Genomic DNA, 15,022 nt, shown 5'->3' on the forward strand with positions numbered 1-15,022 from the left:
CCAAAACGACCTCGCTGCTTATTTTAGAGGGTTACAAAACACAGACTCTAACATTTGATGATGTTTTGATTTCTTTGCGAAAAAAGCACAATCCTTTTCATTTTTCTCAAGAGCAACCATACTTCTTGCTAATTTCAGCAAAATCTCAGAGGTATAGAGCTTCTTTTTATCGGCATACCATGCGGATAAATAAACTTGAGCTGCTTCATGATAGCGTTTTTGTCCCAACAAAGATTCAGCCAACCAAAATAAAGCATCATCACTCAAAGGATCTTTTTTGTAACGATTTTGAAAAGCACAAAAGCTTTTTTCAGCCTCAACATAGTTGGCAGAACGGATAAAGTCATACCCTTCCTTATACAAAGCTTTGGAAGAAGAAAGCGTGTCACTCTGATCTGCTTTAATATGAGCCGTTACATCATGCGCTTTTTGTAAATGATCGCCTGTTTCCTTCGCTGTATGGTCTTTCACATCTGCAACCTTTGTCTGATCACTCGTGCTATGATCCTGCACCGTTTCTTTTTTTACAGTCTGAGATTTTGCATCCAAAGCGGCACTTTCAATAGAACAAGAATAAACAGAAGAGTCTTTTTTATCAAAAAGCCGGTGGAACTGATTGTTAACAGTCTTCAAATTGTTATGCTCAAGCACCATCCGTATCTTATGTAAAAGCTTATCTAAATCATAATCTTTAAATAAAGCCTGCTGATTCTCTAAAATAATCCCTTGGTGCTCCGAAACACCAGCAGCATCAGGGACTTTCTTCACCGCATCGGAAGCCTTATCAGCGGCGTCAGAAGCTTTTTCCACCGCATCAGAAGCAGCTTTACCGGCAGCGTCAGGGATTTTTTCCACCACATCGGAAGCCTTATCAGCAGCGCCAGAAGCTTTTTCTACCGCACCAGAAGCAGCTTTATCAACAACGTCAGTGGCTTTTTTCACCACATCGGAAGCCTTATCAGCAGCGTCAGAAGCTTTTTCTACCGCACCAGAAGCAGCTTTATCAACAACGTCAGTGGCTTTTTTCACCACATCAGAAGCAGCTTTACCGGCAGCATCAGGGATTTTTTCCACCGCATCGGAAGCAGCTTTACCGGCAGCATCAGAAGCTTTTTCTACCGCACCAGAAGCAGCTTTATCAACAACGTCAGTGGCTTTTTTCACCACATCGGAAGCCTTATCAGCAGCGCCAGAAGCTTTTTCCACCGCACCAGAAGCAGCTTTACCGGCAGCATCAGGGATTTTTTCCACCGCATCGGAAGCCTTATCAGCAGCGTCAGAAGCTTTGTTCACCGCATCAGAAGCAGCTTTACCGGCAGCATCAGGGATTTTTTCCACCGCATCGGAAGCAGTCTTATCAGCGGTGTCAACTTTATCATGTGCTGGATATTTAGAAGCCTTTCGTGCTGCACTTTCAGCAAATGAAATAGAACAAGCTATGAAAACTGCCATATAAAAGATCGTTTTCCAATTAATTTTACGGTACATTCTTTTCTCCCCTTAAGAGTTTATTTAATGACTGTTCATATCACTTAGCGTTGTCACAGCACGTCGATTTTGATTCCAACAGGAAATATCATCACATACCGCAACAGGCCTTTCTTTTCCGTAAGAAATTGTTTGAATCCGTTGCGCAGACACACCAAGAGACACGAGATAATTTCGCACAGCAACAGCACGACGCTGTCCCAGTGCCAAGTTATATTCACGTGTTCCCCTTTCATCAGCATGACCTTCGATCATAATAGAATAATAAGGATAATGAAGCAACCATTCTGCTTGGCGCGTTAAAATACGTTCAGCATCGGCATCCAATGAAGAAGAATCGAGACTAAAAAACACGCGATCCCCCACATTAACCGTAAATTCTTTTCCTGAACCTGGTGACACTTGATTCAAACCAGCATCATTCATATAAGCGCCATTCATACCGTGAAATGCACCGGTATTTTTTTTTCCACATCCCCCCAAGCATAGGGAGAAAAAAAGGAGGATCACTAAGGAATGAGAGATGGTATTTTTGGTAGAGCACATAGTCCGTTTCTCCTTGAATTTCGTAAAGAAAGGTAAATTCTTAAAAATATTTTTAAGAATAACCTTTAATTCCTAATGAAGACGAAATTTTTCTGTTTTTTTGTCATCATTTTTCAGTCTCTGCCAATTTTTTCCCCTTTATAGCTATTCCCCTAACATCTCCATGATCAATTGAGCAACATTGCTCTGAAACGTCATGACGCTTACGCTTCCTCTTGATCTTGACGATTTTTTTGCAGCGCGTTCAATTTTGCAAAAACTTTATCAGCATCAAAAGTCTTGTGTGGGTTGTCTTCACGCTCATTTTCCTCGAGAGAAGCGTTTTCCGTCACAGAAGCGGGAAGTAATGACCTGTCTTCTTCTGCAATAACAGGGCGGTTTTTCGCCGCACGTTGGAGTTCAAAATCTAAATCGATTTGCGAACACAAGCCAAGCCCTACAGGATCAAGAGGAGATAAATTAGCACTATTCCAATGGGTTCGAAGGCGGATTTGTTCGATGGTCGCTTTTGTTGTCCCAATCAACCGTGCAATTTGTGCATCTTTCAACTCGGGATGGTTGGTCACCAACCATAAGATACCATTGGGACGATCTTGACGTCGAGAAAGAGGGATATAGCGTGCTCCTTTACGTTTCTTTTCAGGAATGTGCACCCTCGATTGAGAAAGTTTCAAGCGTGCGTTTTGATCCGCCTCCACCCGTGCAATTTCACTGCGCGTCAACTGCCCAGAACTAATCGGATCAAGACCTTTAATACCATAAGCGGCCTCTCCATCGGCAATAGCTTTGACTTCCAAGACATGCAATTTACAAAATTCTGCAATCTGCTCAAAAGAAAGAGCTGTATTATCAACCAACCAAACAGCTGTTGCTTTGGGCATCAAAAGTTGCGTTGCCATTTTTATAAATCCTCTTCTGCGCCTCTTTTATGAGGCAGGTTACCGCCCATTCAAGAGCACTGGAACTTCTTCATTATATGTTCTTATATGTTGGTTTTTTCCACCCACTATTTAAAATAAAGCGAGACTGGAATAAACCATTTTACCATGAGATTACATTCTGTTATAGCGTGATTTTTGCTCAACGACAAGAGATCTCTCTTGGAATGATCCTCAACAAAGGTGTCTTTACCTTTAGGATGAATTTTCTTATAAAGGATTTATTTGATTATTTCACCTCATGCTGTGGCACATTTATTCTGGTGGGTATTCTGGTGAGCTGCGTGTTTTATCGCCTTACATTCTAAAAAACACCCAACCCAGAAAGAAAGCCCTTAAACAGGAAGGAAAACTATGGCAGGCCATTCACAATTTAAAAATATTATGCACCGTAAAGGGCGTCAAGATGCGATGCGCTCGAAAATATTTTCTAAGCTTGCACGCGAAATTACCGTAGCGGCAAAACAAGGTGCCCCTGATCCAGCCATGAATCCACGTTTAAGGTTGGCTGTTCAAAATGCCAAAGCACAGTCAATGCCGAAAGATAATATTGAACGCGCGATTAAAAAAGCTTCAGGCACCGATGTCGAAAATTATGATGAAGTCCGCTATGAGGGCTATGGACCAGGTGGTGTTGCGGTTATTGTTGAAGCTTTAACCGATAACCGTAACCGCACCGCTTCAAACGTGCGCGCCGCCTTCACCAAATCAGGAGGAGCCTTAGGCGAAACAGGATCGGTCAGTTTCATGTTTAATCGGATTGGGGAAATAATCTATAAACCAGAAGCAGGAACAGCAGACAACATCATGGATGCAGCCATTGAAGCTGGTGCTGAAGATGTACAATCCGAAGAAACCGGACATCATATTACCTGCGCATTTGAAGATATTGGTGAAGTTTCAAAAACACTTGAAGCAAAACTTGGTGAAGCAGAATCGATTAAAACAATTTGGAAAGCCACCACCCTTGCTCCCATAGATGAAGAAAAAGCTTTATCCGTTTTACGACTGATTTCAACCTTAGAAGAAGATGATGATGTACAAAATGTTTATGCTAATTTTGATGTTAGCGATGAGATTTTGGCAAAACTGTCCGTATAATGCCCATTATTGCCCCCTCTCTTACCGATGAGGGACTAAAAAACATCTTTCACCTCGTTGTCCATAAATATAAAAGCCCCGCATAAAAAGCGGGGTCAATCATTGGTAGCGCCCAAAAAACCACAATCAATCAATCGCAAAAATAGAACCGATGGCCCCAAAAAGCGAATTGAAGAACAAAGAAAGCATAAAGCAAGCCTCCTTGAACGCTCAACAGTTTTGATGATAAAGGCTAAGACTCTGTAGTCTCACGCTTTTCTTAAATATCCCAAAGATTATCCCTATAGCCTCTCTCTTTGTTTTTAAAGAGTCCCCTTTCCTCCCTCCTCTCAAGGGATGAAAATTTCACTCCCATCTGATCTGTAAACCATAAGGAATTATTTTTAAAAAAACGTTTTCGTCTCAAGAAAACTCGACTATCGATAAACAACAGCCGATGCTGGATGAAATTGATAGCTCCCATGCCTCCTCTCACAAGTGCGTTCTTTAAACTGATTAAAGACCATTGAGATTGTGTAGACTGATATTTCTTTTCTGTTTTTATCTTTTGATCAAGCATTTTTTTATTGTATATTGAGCAATGGCGACCATGCTGGATCAGAAGCATCATTGGGTGTAGGGAGTTGACGTTCATTGCGTCCCGTAATATCAATGGTATAGATTTTGGGTCCCATACCGGGGTTTTTACGAAAGAACATCAACACACGACCATTGGGGGCCCAAGTCGGTCCTTCATTATGAAACCCTGTGGTTAAAATTCGTTCTCCTTGTCCATCAGGGCGCATAACACCGATAGAAAATTGTCCGCTTAATTGTTTTGTAAAGGCGATATAGTCACCCCGTGGCGACCAAATGGGTGTCGAATAACTGCCCTCGTTTAAAGAAATACGCTGAATATCACTGCCATCGGCATTCATTTTATAGATTTGCGGCTTTCCACTACGATCTGAGGAAAAGACGATTTGTGTTCCATCTGGTGAATAAGAAGCGGAGGTATCAATGGCAGCAGTTGTTGTCAGCCGCGTCATTGTACGGGTCCGCAAATCCATGGTGTAAAGATTCGCACTTCCATCATTTTGCAATAAACTCATGATGACTTTTTGTCCATCAGAAGAAAAACGCGGCGCAATTGTCATGTTATGAAACGTTCCAATCAACTCTCTTTGCCCCATTTCAATTTGTTGGAGATAAACATGAGGGATTTGATTATCCTCATAAGCCATATAGGTAATTTCTTGCCTTTTGGGTGAAAAACGCGGTGTAAGCACCAACTCACTTCCATCAGACATATAAATCAAATTTGCGCCATCTTGATCCATCATAGCTAAACGTTTAATGCGTGCATTTTGCGGACCTGTTTCATCGATAAAAACAATTCTTGTATCAAAATAGCCACTTTCTCCTGTCATTTCACTGTAGATCTCATCAGCGATCATATGGGCTACACGCCGCCAACGTTCTGTCGCGGTATAAAAACGTCGTCCTTTCAATTGTCGCTGTCCAAAAACATCCCATAGACGAAAATCGACTCTCAAACGTCCGTCGTTTTCTCTCATGACTTGCCCCGTCACCAAACCTTGCGCTTTTATTTTCTGCCATGAAGCAAAATGTGGTTGTTTATTCGGATTAGAAATTTTTTCAAAAAAATGTTCCTTATCAAGTGGTAAAAAAAGCCCCGACCGTTCAAGATCGGCTGTCACCACAGCAGATATTTTCAACCCGATCGAATCATTGGAGATAAAATCTGTAATTGCAATGGGAATGGGATTAAAATCAGCGCTAGAAATTGTTCCTTTCAATTGCGCATAAACCGATGAGAAACTTGAAAGCCACAAACTGCAAGTGACTATAAACCACCTAAAAACTTTATGTTTTGTTATAGTCATCATGGAATGTGTCCTTTCATTAAGCGAATTTAATTTCTCTCATTTATCATCTTATTTCTTGGAGAGGGTCAACATTAAAGTCAAAACCCTGCCCCCACAGGTCATATTGATCACGAGGAAGATCTGCATAAGGTTGGCATGAAAAGACAGCCGCGTACACCTGCCTTATCATAATCGCCTGTTGGCTCTCAAGACCGCTTACAGGATCAATGATAGGCTCCCCCATAACCATCCCTTCACGGTCTAAGTAAAAACGCAACCGCACGATGGGACGGTTTTTTAAATCGCCACCAAGCGCCACAAGTTTAAGCTTCTGTTGAATACAACCCCCCGCAATACTGACCAATGTTTGTGCCATTTTTGTGATATCATTGATATTTTTTCTTGCCCCCATTGCTTCTAGTGTATGAGAACGTTTTGCTCCCCCTCCTTGTGAGCGCGCACGATTGAGCAAATTATTTTCTTCCAGTGCCAAAATATCTTCGATAGTTTGTTTCTCTTGATTTTTCTTGTTAAGCTCTGGTGTCTTTTGCTTCAATGCAGCCCCATCATTCTTCATTGGAAATTCTTCATTAAATTTTGGTTTAAACTGCGGAAGAAGAGGTTTTTCTGGAAGTGCAATTTTAGGCGCTTGCTGAACAACCTGCTCTGCTGGTGCCTTTTGTACCGTTGGAGCTAATTCTTTCGGCAATACCCTCTCTTCATTTTTGTGCGCAGGCTGAGGCACAGTCTTAGACGCTTCCTCCACTGCTTCTACAGGCATCTCAGGTGCAAGCTTGGGGGCTTCCTCCACCGCTTCTACAGGCATCTCAGGTGCAAGCTTGGGGGCTTCCTCCACTGCTTCTACAGGCATCTCAGGTGCAAGCTTGGGGGCTTCCTCCACCGCTTCTACAGGCATCTCAGGCGCAAGCTTGGGGGCTTCCTCCACTGCTTCTACAGGCATCTCAGGTGCAAGCTTGGGGGCTTCCTCCACTGCTTCTACAGGCATCTCAGGCGCAAGCTTGGGGGCTTCCTCCACCGCTTCTACAGGCATCTCAGGCGCAAGCTTGGGGGCTTCCTCCACTGCTTCTACAGGCATCTCAGGTGCAAGCTTGGGGGCTTCCTCCACCGCTTCTACAGGCATCTCAGGTGCAAGCTTGGGAGTTTCCTCTGCCGCTTTTGAAATATCCTCTGTTTTTGCTTCGACTGATTCTGTAAGTTTAGATGGTTCTGAGGGATTGCTTGGCGGCGGCAGTGTTGTCTCAACGGGGCGCGGCTTTTCCTTTGGTTGGAAAGGCGCAAGACTATCTCGTTGTCCTTCTCCAATATGGCGAGCATCTTCTATCTCTTGGGGGGCAGTGGTTGGTTTAACAGCAGGAATTGCATGGAGTGGCGCTTTTACATCGCCTTGTTGAGAGGAAAACTCTTCGCTCACAGGCGCAAGAGTGATGGGAATTGCTTCCAAGGGTTGTGGCAAAGAAACAGAGTTTGTAAACTGAACAACACCCCAACCGAGAAAAATAACATGGACCACAAGGGATAAAGCCAAGCCTCGTTTCATACTATGATAAGAGTCTTTGTTCATTCTTTATGCCTTAATTGATACCTTGTATTTTTTTCACTTTTAATCACGCTGCACTCTTTAAAAACATTTAAAAACAAATAGTTATGGACAATGTTATTGTCCGTTATTTATTGTGCTAGACTTGCTAACGCAACTTGAGAAAACCCTGCTTTTTGAATATCTGCGAGCAATTTTAAGACTTGTTGATATTCAACAGTTTTAGCAACCCGCACAAAAATTCGTTGATCTTTTTGTGTAGGATCCGCTTTTAGAAGAGTTTTAAGCTGTGCAATCAACGCTTGTGAACTTTCATAATAATCTTGATGAATGGCAAAGCGCCCTTGCGCATCCAGTGAAACTGTAAGGGGTGTTTTTTGTGCGCGGACGGGCCCCGCTTGACTGCGTGGTAAATCCAAAGGAACACCGTTCACCAAAAGGGGAGCAGAGACCATAAAAATAATAAGCAACACCAACATGACATCCACAAAAGGGGTGACATTAATCTCACTCATCAGTTGGCTTCGTGAATGATGCCGCCTCCGTGTATTTTTTTGAGAAGAAGAAGAAACAGAAATTCCCACGGGATAAGCTCCTTTTTATAAAGAGGAAGGTGCCGTACGTGTTTCATCAATACGCCGTGAGACAATTGTTGAAAATTCATCGGCAAAATTTTCTATTTGTGCAATGATGCGTGCACTTTCATGGGTCAATTTATTATAGGCAATAACGGCTGGAATTGCCGCAAACAAACCAATAGCCGTTGCCAAAAGTGCTTCTGCAATCCCTGGTGCGACAATGGCAAGAGATGTATTTTGAGAAGCAGAAATAGAAAGAAAAGACTCCATAATACCAATCACTGTTCCAAAAAGACCGATAAAGGGTCCTGCAGATCCCAGTGTTGCAAGAAAACTTAACTTTGATTCTATTTTTTCACTTTCACGTCCCAGTGTTAGATCCATCGCCTTATCAATTCTGCTCTGCAAACTGATCGAAGTATGGGTTCCTTTTTCAAGAGATTTTTTCCATTCAGCCATTGCTGCCATAAAAACAGCAGATATGCTATTGGTACGGTGACTCTTACAGGTGACATAAAGATCCTCTAGCGCTTTGCCAGACCAAAATGTCCGTTCAAATTGTTTGATTTCACGCCGTATTCTCCGGTAGGTAAAAATTTTATCAAAAATAATGGCCCAACTCCAGACGGAAGCAAGCAGCAACCCAACCATAACAACTTTAACGACGAGACTTGCTTGCATAAACAAATGCAACATTCCCATTGTTTCCGGATTCATTAGTTCACCATGCGGCATAATTTTTGTCCCTCTAAATGAAAGGTGCACTTCTTAAAATTTTATAAAACAGATTGTTTTATAGTTTCTAAATTTAAGTAAAAAATTTTAGTCTCACATAAATCCATGCACGAAAACAAGACCTGTTTCTTAAATTTCTTTAAAAAGTGATCATCAAAGACATCTCTCAAGACATCTCCCCTCTCTCTCACAAAGACATTTATGCAAGATCACCCTAAAGCCGCCCCCTTCATCAATACCTATGAAGGATAAAACCCAATCCCCCCGTTTATGAAAAGAATGCTCCACCATCTTGACTTTCCCCCCTCACTGTAAAAGACAAAATTTCTAACCTCGCACCGTTTTGCAAACAATAATCTACGCCAGCTTTCCTTAAAGCGAATTCCCTCTATTGGCTTCAAATCCCCGCCTCTCAAACAACCCCATTTTACAGTATAATAGAATAGCTAATGTTTTAATTTGTCTTGCCAATCTCCTTAAAGTACTTTATCAATCAAAAGATATTTTGATCGTCTACGCACCGATCAAGAGGGATTAAAGGTCCTAAGCTCTAGCGTACAAATAAATCCACTGTTGTGGATATCCCGGGATTCCGGGAGATTTTGCTATGTCCAGGTGCATCTCAGCACTAAAAGCAAAAAGCTGACTAGAGCTCAGTACCTTTAACTCCCGGAATACTCATGCGAGGGCGCTCGCAACCGGTGGGGAGCAATGCAATCTCAAAATCTTAATATTGATCTTTTGGTCGGCAAAAAAATTCGCTTAAAACGAAAAATGCTGAAAATGTCTCAAAAAACCTTAGGGGATGCTTTAGGCGTAAGTTTCCAACAAATTCAAAAATATGAAAACGGCTTAAATCGTGTAAGCGCAGGGCGTTTAATGCACATTGCTAATATTTTGCATGTTCCGATTGCCTTTTTTATGCGGAGATCATGTCAAAACAACAGTTCCCCTACCCTCACGATGAAATCATCTCCAGCAGTGAAGAATACCTGCTGCTTCAAAGGTTTAGAACGCTCACCTCGATAAAACAAAAAGCTATTTTACAACTCATCATGGATGAGAATGCAAACTAACATCATGCGATAGCATACAACACATTCTCTATAACGCGATACGCACTCATAGAGCCTACATGCTCTCTTCAATAAGCATTCATGGGAATTTGGTAAAAGAACAACCTTCATTGTAGCGCTTTATGACTTGTAAACACCCCGCCTCTCATGAAAAAAGCCGTTTTTTATTGCCAATCTTCTGAAATGGCTTTAGGAATTAAAAGGTGTTTTAATCGCATACTCGATAATCAAAAGAGCTCTGAAAAATCTAAGCTTTAACGTAAAAATGAACCCGCTTTTCGAGTATGTGGAATTCCGGGAGTTTTTGCCATGTCCAAGTGTTTCTCAACACTAAAAGCAAAAAAGCTAACTGAACTCAGTCCTTTACTACTCCCGGAATACCAATGCGAGGGCGCTCGCAACCGGCGGGGGGCTTAACATGCAAACCAAAAATTCACATTTTAACGATATTTATCGGCAAAAGAATTCGTCATCGGAGAATATCAATGAAGCTTTCTCAAAGCAGCAAGCAAAATATTCATCCCCATACCGTTTTGCAAACAATAATCCGTCAATACGCCAGCTTTCTTTAAAGCGAATTCCCTCTCATTGACTTTAGATTTCCACCTCTCAAATAGTACTATTTTACAGTATAATAGCATAGCCAACGTTTTAATTTGTCTTGCCAAACTCTTGAAAGTACTTTATTGATGAGCTTGTGTTTTTGATCGTCCACGCAACGGTCAAATAGGGAGTTGAAAACCCGAAAACTCGTACATGAATTTGTCCCACTATGTGGGTATCCCGGAATTCCGGGAGCTTTTGCTATGTCCAGGTGCTTACTAGCACTAAAAGCAAAGAGCTGATTCGAGTTCAGTATTTTCAACCTCCCGGAATACTCATGCGAGGGCGCTCGCAACCGGTGGGGGTGCAAAATGCAAACCAAAAATTCACATTTTAATGATATTTCTTATCAAGCAAAAGAATTCGTCATAGAAGAATGTCAATGAAGCTTTCTCAAAAAGAATTAGAGAATTCTTTAGGTGTCAGTTTCCAACAAATCCAAAAATACGAAAAAGGGTTAAACCGTGTAAGCGCAGGACGTTTGCTAGAAATTGCCAATCTACTGGAAGTTCCAATGAGCTTTTTTTATGCGGATATTATTGCTACAAAAGAAGATAACCCCACAAAAGAACCTCCCTCACACGATGATCAAGAAATCTATAGCGAAAAAGAACACGCCCTTTTGAGAAATTTTAGAGAACTCCACCCTAAAAAACAAAAGGCAATTTGGTGGTTAATTTCCGATTAAGCAAAAGCACACACAAAACTCCAATCCTTTATTTCATTTTTACAGATCCACGTTTTTATGCTTTTTCATTTTGACAGAAATCAGTAAACGAAACTATCCTCCGCACCATTCTATAAACACTGGTCTGTCAAAACGCTGACTTCTGATGCTAGCGGATTTCTCAGCTTATTATTTCATAGGATTATCACTGTCTCTCAAAGAAGAGTGTTCCCCAGCCCGCAAATCTTTCCCTAAAAATATTCACCCCCCACTTTCACATGAAGCCCCTTACATTACCCAATGATCACCGTCCAAAGAGCAGTGTTTTACGGCATGATAGGATAAGCGTTTCCAGCTCAAAATTTGCGATCAATCCTGCCACTTAAAACGCTTTATAAAAGGCATTTTATGCCTTTCTCAATCCTTTTTATCTCCACCCATCAACCCTGCCTGTAACAAGAAAAAAATGTGACATGCAAGAAAATGATTTTGGTGAATTCACAAAAGAATTTGAAATGAGAAAATTTTACACCATCCACGGTTCTCATTTAAATTGAATAACCCTATCTTATCATTATCAATAAAACTGTTGTATATTCAACATACAAGAGTTTTAACCAAGCATTTTTGCAAACAGCTCTTTGGGTAAACGTCGCGGTTTTGCCTCCTCATTAATCAGAGCAATTTCAACTTTCGCTGTTACCAACGTGGTCGCCTCGTGCACAATAGATTGCTCCATAAAAAAGCGTGCTCCTTGGACATGATTAACACGTGTTTTAACAACTAAAAGATGATCAATTTGGGCTGGTCGTAAAAAACTAATTTCCATATGACGCACAACAAAAAACAGTTTTTCCCCCTCCCCCCCTGCAGCTAACATTTTATTATTAAAACCTGTTTCCCGTAAAAATTCTGAACGTCCCCGTTCAAAAAATTCCAGATAACGCGCATGATAAACCACACCGGAAAAATCTGTATCAGCCACATAAACGCGCACCTGAAAATTATGAAAAGCATTTTTATGATCGCTCTTGAAAGGCATTACTTCTGTCATTGACTTCATGTCCCATAAAATCATTTAAGTTAGAAAATTGTTTATCAATCAAAAGATTGAACATATTTTTGTGTTGAAGTTGTGAAAAGAAAAAGCACAAAATCCCCCCTATCGTTCTAAACCTTTTCGGTGAAAACACAAGAACCAGAGGCGTTCTTCTTGTCCTTATAAGAGCTTGAGATAAATCATCCGCACAGTTCTTATTAAAAAGATGCCTTAGTCCTCTTCCCCATCCCATAAAGTTGTCTGAAGTGATGCATTGTCTTGAGCATCAGAAAGTTGCGTACGCTTTTGTATCGATGTTGAAGCAGGCGCAGCAAGTCCTAAATGGCTCCACGCCTTTTCCGTAAGAATGCGTCCTCGAGCCGTTCTTTGAATAAAACCTTGTTGGAGAAGATATGGCTCAACAATATCTTCAATCGCATCGCGTGGTTCTGATAAAGCAGCCGCAATGGTTTCAATGCCTACCGGTCCTCCTAAAAAAGTTTCCGCAATCAGCAGCAAATAACGCCGGTCAAGCGGATCAAGCCCAAGATAATCCACTTCAAGGCGCGAAAGCGCTTCATCGGCGATTTTTCGATCAATTTGTTTTGCCTGTTTGACCAAAGCAAAATCACAAACGCGCCGTAAAAGCCGTCCAGCGATACGCGGAGTTCCACGTGCTCGACGTGCAATTTCATGGGCGCCATCATCACTGATCTTGACGGCAAAAAGCCGCGCATTACGCTGCACAATATATTCCAATTCCTCTATCGTATAAAAATTAAGACGAATAGGGATGCCAAAACGGTCTCTAAGCGGTGTGGTCAAAAGCCCCAACCGTGTGGTTGCCGCCACTAAAGTAAATTTAGCCAGATCAATTTTAACCGAGCGTGCTGCCGGCCCCTCCCCAATGATCAAATCGAGTTGATAATCTTCCATAGCTGGATAAAGAATTTCCTCGATTGCTGGATTTAAGCGATGAATTTCATCAATAAACAAGACATCGCGTTCTTCAAGATTGGTCAAGAGAGCGGCTAAATCTCCTGCTTTAGCAATGACCGGTCCTGAAGTAGAGCGAAAATTAACGCCTAATTCCTTTGCCATAATCTGTGAAAGCGTTGTTTTTCCCAGTCCCGGTGGTCCTACAAACAAAACATGATCCAACGCTTCTTTCCGAGTTTTTGCGGCTTCAATAAATATCTTTAAATTAGCCCGCGCTGCTTCTTGCCCGATAAAGTCATCGAGAACTTGTGGTCTTAAGGAACGATCCGGATCGTTGGGAAGGGGCGCAGCCTCTAAAAGGCGTTGATCTTCATCTTTATGCATTGTTACCTTTTATTTAAGTAGGAGAAGAAAGCAATTTGAGACTATGGCGGATCAAGAGGGTAGAAGAAACAGCTTCCCCCTCAAGGGCGTTCATCGCCAGAGCAAGAGCCCTGGCTGCTTGCTCACGTTCAAAGCCTAGCTTCATCAAAGCGGAAAGCGCATCCTGCGCAGGTTGATTAGCCCTCTCATGCTGCGGAATTGAAACAGTCTTGACCGCCTGTTCAAAGGGAAGCGTTTTACTTTTCAACTCACCCACAATTCTTTCACTAACTTTTTTACCAACGCCTGGCGCTCGACTAATCATCGCCCCATCGTTTAAAGCAATAGCTTGTGCGAGTTCATCTGGCGATAAAGTGCCCAAGATTGCTAAGGCAACCTTAGCCCCTACGCCTGGAACATTTTGGAGCATACAAAACCACTCCTGCTCAGCTCTTGTTGCAAAACCAAAAAGGCGGATTGCCTCTTCCCGAACATGCGTTTCAATAAAGAGGCTTAACGCCTCCCCAACAGAAGGCAAAGAAGGACGCAACCGATTTGAAATAAAAACAACATACCCCACACCATGAACATCAAGCACGATATAATCTTCAAAGATATGTTCAAGCGTACCCTTTAATTTGCCAATCATGTTGTCGCCCCAATCATATCTCCACCCTTGCCTGATAAGATTGCTCAATCCTCTTACGATGCATGCTATGACAAAGAGCAAGCGCAAGGGCATCAGCGGCATCATTGCTATCAAATTCAGCCCGTGGGAGTAAAACTTTTACCATCATATGAATTTGTTCTTTCGCCCCATGTCCAACACCAATAACCGATTTTTTTACTTTGTTGGGTGCATATTCAAAAACAGGACACTTTGCCTGCGCAGGAACCAGCAGTGCAATCGCACGTGCTTGCCCAAGTTTTAAAGTTGCCGTGGCATCTTTGTTGACAAACACATGTTCCACCGCAGCTTCATGAGGCATAAATTGATGCACAACCTCTGAAAGACCTTTATGGATCTGACAGAGTCTGGAAGCCAGATCACACTTTACATCGGAAGAAACTGTCCCTGCAGCAACAAACTGAAGACGATTACCCGCAAGATCGATAACGCCCCATCCAGTATACCGTAGTCCGGGATCAATGCCTATAATACGAATCGTCTCTGCCATAAATTCCAGTTTATACACTTTTCCCCCTTTTGAATAAAGGCTCGCCCACAAAGAAAACAGCAGTAAAACATAAAACCCGTAAAAAGAGGAGCATGTATCATGATTTATGCCGTATAACACCCGAAAAAACAGCAGCTTTATAAGACTAAAAATGCCATCAAACAAAACCCCTCACACCTGACAAGGAAGCAAAAGAAAAGTATAAAAACGCCCCTTCTATCTCATCTCCCCCTTCTATCTCATCTCCCCCTTCTATCTCATCTCCAATGTCATAATGATTAAACCATCTCAAACGAGCAAAGAGAGGATCCATACATTCATAAGTATAAAAATTCTCCTCTCTGG

The 15,022-nt window shown here is 41.9% G+C and carries 14 protein-coding genes and 2 pseudogenes; 5 read left to right on the plus strand and 11 right to left on the minus strand.

Annotation, left to right across the window (positions count from 1 at the left end):
- Positions 1-18 precede the first annotated feature (18 nt).
- From NNJ85_RS07590 to NNJ85_RS07600, 3 genes are all read right to left on the minus strand, one after another.
- Positions 19-1,488, minus strand: a complete 1,470-nt coding sequence (locus NNJ85_RS07590; RefSeq protein ID WP_254474964.1) for a tol-pal system protein — start codon at positions 1,486-1,488, stop codon at positions 19-21.
- Positions 1,489-1,512: 24 nt separating this feature from the next.
- Positions 1,513-2,034, minus strand: a complete 522-nt coding sequence (pal, locus tag NNJ85_RS07595; RefSeq protein ID WP_254474965.1) for a peptidoglycan-associated lipoprotein Pal — start codon at positions 2,032-2,034, stop codon at positions 1,513-1,515.
- Between the two features lie 203 nt (positions 2,035-2,237).
- The gene (locus NNJ85_RS07600) at positions 2,238-2,933 is read right to left on the minus strand and encodes a DUF1013 domain-containing protein (RefSeq protein ID WP_254474966.1); all 696 of its coding nucleotides are present in this window, start codon (positions 2,931-2,933) and stop codon (positions 2,238-2,240) included.
- Between the two features lie 393 nt (positions 2,934-3,326).
- Between NNJ85_RS07600 and NNJ85_RS07605 the strand changes: the two genes are divergently transcribed.
- Both NNJ85_RS07605 and NNJ85_RS07610 read left to right on the plus strand, forming a co-directional pair.
- Positions 3,327-4,073: a YebC/PmpR family DNA-binding transcriptional regulator gene (locus NNJ85_RS07605; protein WP_005774608.1), complete on the plus strand. Its 747-nt coding sequence runs from the start codon at positions 3,327-3,329 to the stop codon at positions 4,071-4,073.
- A 102-nt stretch (positions 4,074-4,175) separates the two neighbouring features.
- Entirely contained in the window at positions 4,176-4,319 is a 144-nt protein-coding gene (locus NNJ85_RS07610; RefSeq protein WP_254474967.1) for a hypothetical protein, read from the plus strand.
- Positions 4,320-4,636: 317 nt separating this feature from the next.
- On the opposite strand, the gene tolB is transcribed toward NNJ85_RS07610, so the two are convergent.
- The 4 genes from tolB to tolQ all read right to left on the minus strand — a co-directional run bounded on the left by tolB (position 4,637) and on the right by tolQ (position 8,812).
- The gene (gene tolB / locus NNJ85_RS07615) at positions 4,637-5,962 is read right to left on the minus strand and encodes a Tol-Pal system beta propeller repeat protein TolB (protein WP_371923340.1); all 1,326 of its coding nucleotides are present in this window, start codon (positions 5,960-5,962) and stop codon (positions 4,637-4,639) included.
- A gap of 43 nt (positions 5,963-6,005) precedes the next feature.
- On the minus strand, positions 6,006-7,523 hold the full coding sequence (locus NNJ85_RS07620; RefSeq protein ID WP_254474968.1) for a cell envelope biogenesis protein TolA: 1,518 nt from the start codon (positions 7,521-7,523) through the stop codon (positions 6,006-6,008).
- Positions 7,524-7,630: 107 nt separating this feature from the next.
- Positions 7,631-8,083, minus strand: a complete 453-nt coding sequence (gene tolR / locus NNJ85_RS07625; RefSeq protein WP_254474969.1) for a protein TolR — start codon at positions 8,081-8,083, stop codon at positions 7,631-7,633.
- Positions 8,084-8,098: 15 nt separating this feature from the next.
- The gene (gene tolQ, locus NNJ85_RS07630; protein WP_254474970.1) at positions 8,099-8,812 is read right to left on the minus strand and encodes a protein TolQ; all 714 of its coding nucleotides are present in this window, start codon (positions 8,810-8,812) and stop codon (positions 8,099-8,101) included.
- Positions 8,813-9,523: 711 nt separating this feature from the next.
- Here tolQ and NNJ85_RS07635 point away from each other — a divergent pair.
- From NNJ85_RS07635 to NNJ85_RS07645, 3 genes and pseudogenes are all read left to right on the plus strand, one after another.
- A pseudogene (locus NNJ85_RS07635) lies at positions 9,524-9,888 on the plus strand (helix-turn-helix domain-containing protein).
- 418 nt (positions 9,889-10,306) lie between these two features.
- The gene (locus NNJ85_RS07640; protein WP_254474971.1) at positions 10,307-10,480 is read left to right on the plus strand and encodes a hypothetical protein; all 174 of its coding nucleotides are present in this window, start codon (positions 10,307-10,309) and stop codon (positions 10,478-10,480) included.
- Between the two features lie 322 nt (positions 10,481-10,802).
- Positions 10,803-11,179 (plus strand): annotated as a pseudogene (locus NNJ85_RS07645) (helix-turn-helix domain-containing protein).
- A 592-nt stretch (positions 11,180-11,771) separates the two neighbouring features.
- Here the strand turns inward: NNJ85_RS07645 and ybgC are convergent.
- From ybgC to ruvC, 4 genes are all read right to left on the minus strand, one after another.
- The gene (ybgC, locus tag NNJ85_RS07650; RefSeq protein WP_254474972.1) at positions 11,772-12,212 is read right to left on the minus strand and encodes a tol-pal system-associated acyl-CoA thioesterase; all 441 of its coding nucleotides are present in this window, start codon (positions 12,210-12,212) and stop codon (positions 11,772-11,774) included.
- A 216-nt stretch (positions 12,213-12,428) separates the two neighbouring features.
- Positions 12,429-13,520, minus strand: coding sequence for a Holliday junction branch migration DNA helicase RuvB (gene ruvB, locus NNJ85_RS07655; protein ID WP_254474973.1), 1,092 nt, complete (start codon positions 13,518-13,520; stop codon positions 12,429-12,431).
- A 13-nt stretch (positions 13,521-13,533) separates the two neighbouring features.
- Positions 13,534-14,148 carry a Holliday junction branch migration protein RuvA gene (ruvA, locus tag NNJ85_RS07660; RefSeq protein ID WP_254474974.1) on the minus strand — a complete coding sequence of 205 codons (615 nt, stop codon included), beginning with the start codon at positions 14,146-14,148 and terminating at the stop codon, positions 13,534-13,536.
- 13 nt (positions 14,149-14,161) lie between these two features.
- A complete protein-coding gene (gene ruvC / locus NNJ85_RS07665) occupies positions 14,162-14,677 on the minus strand; it encodes a crossover junction endodeoxyribonuclease RuvC (RefSeq protein ID WP_254475178.1) in 516 nt (171 codons plus the stop codon).
- Positions 14,678-15,022 lie beyond the last annotated feature (345 nt).

Origin of the sequence: Bartonella sp. B1098 (assembly GCF_944896145.1) — a bacterium.
Classification (GTDB): Bacteria; Pseudomonadota; Alphaproteobacteria; order Rhizobiales; family Rhizobiaceae; genus Bartonella.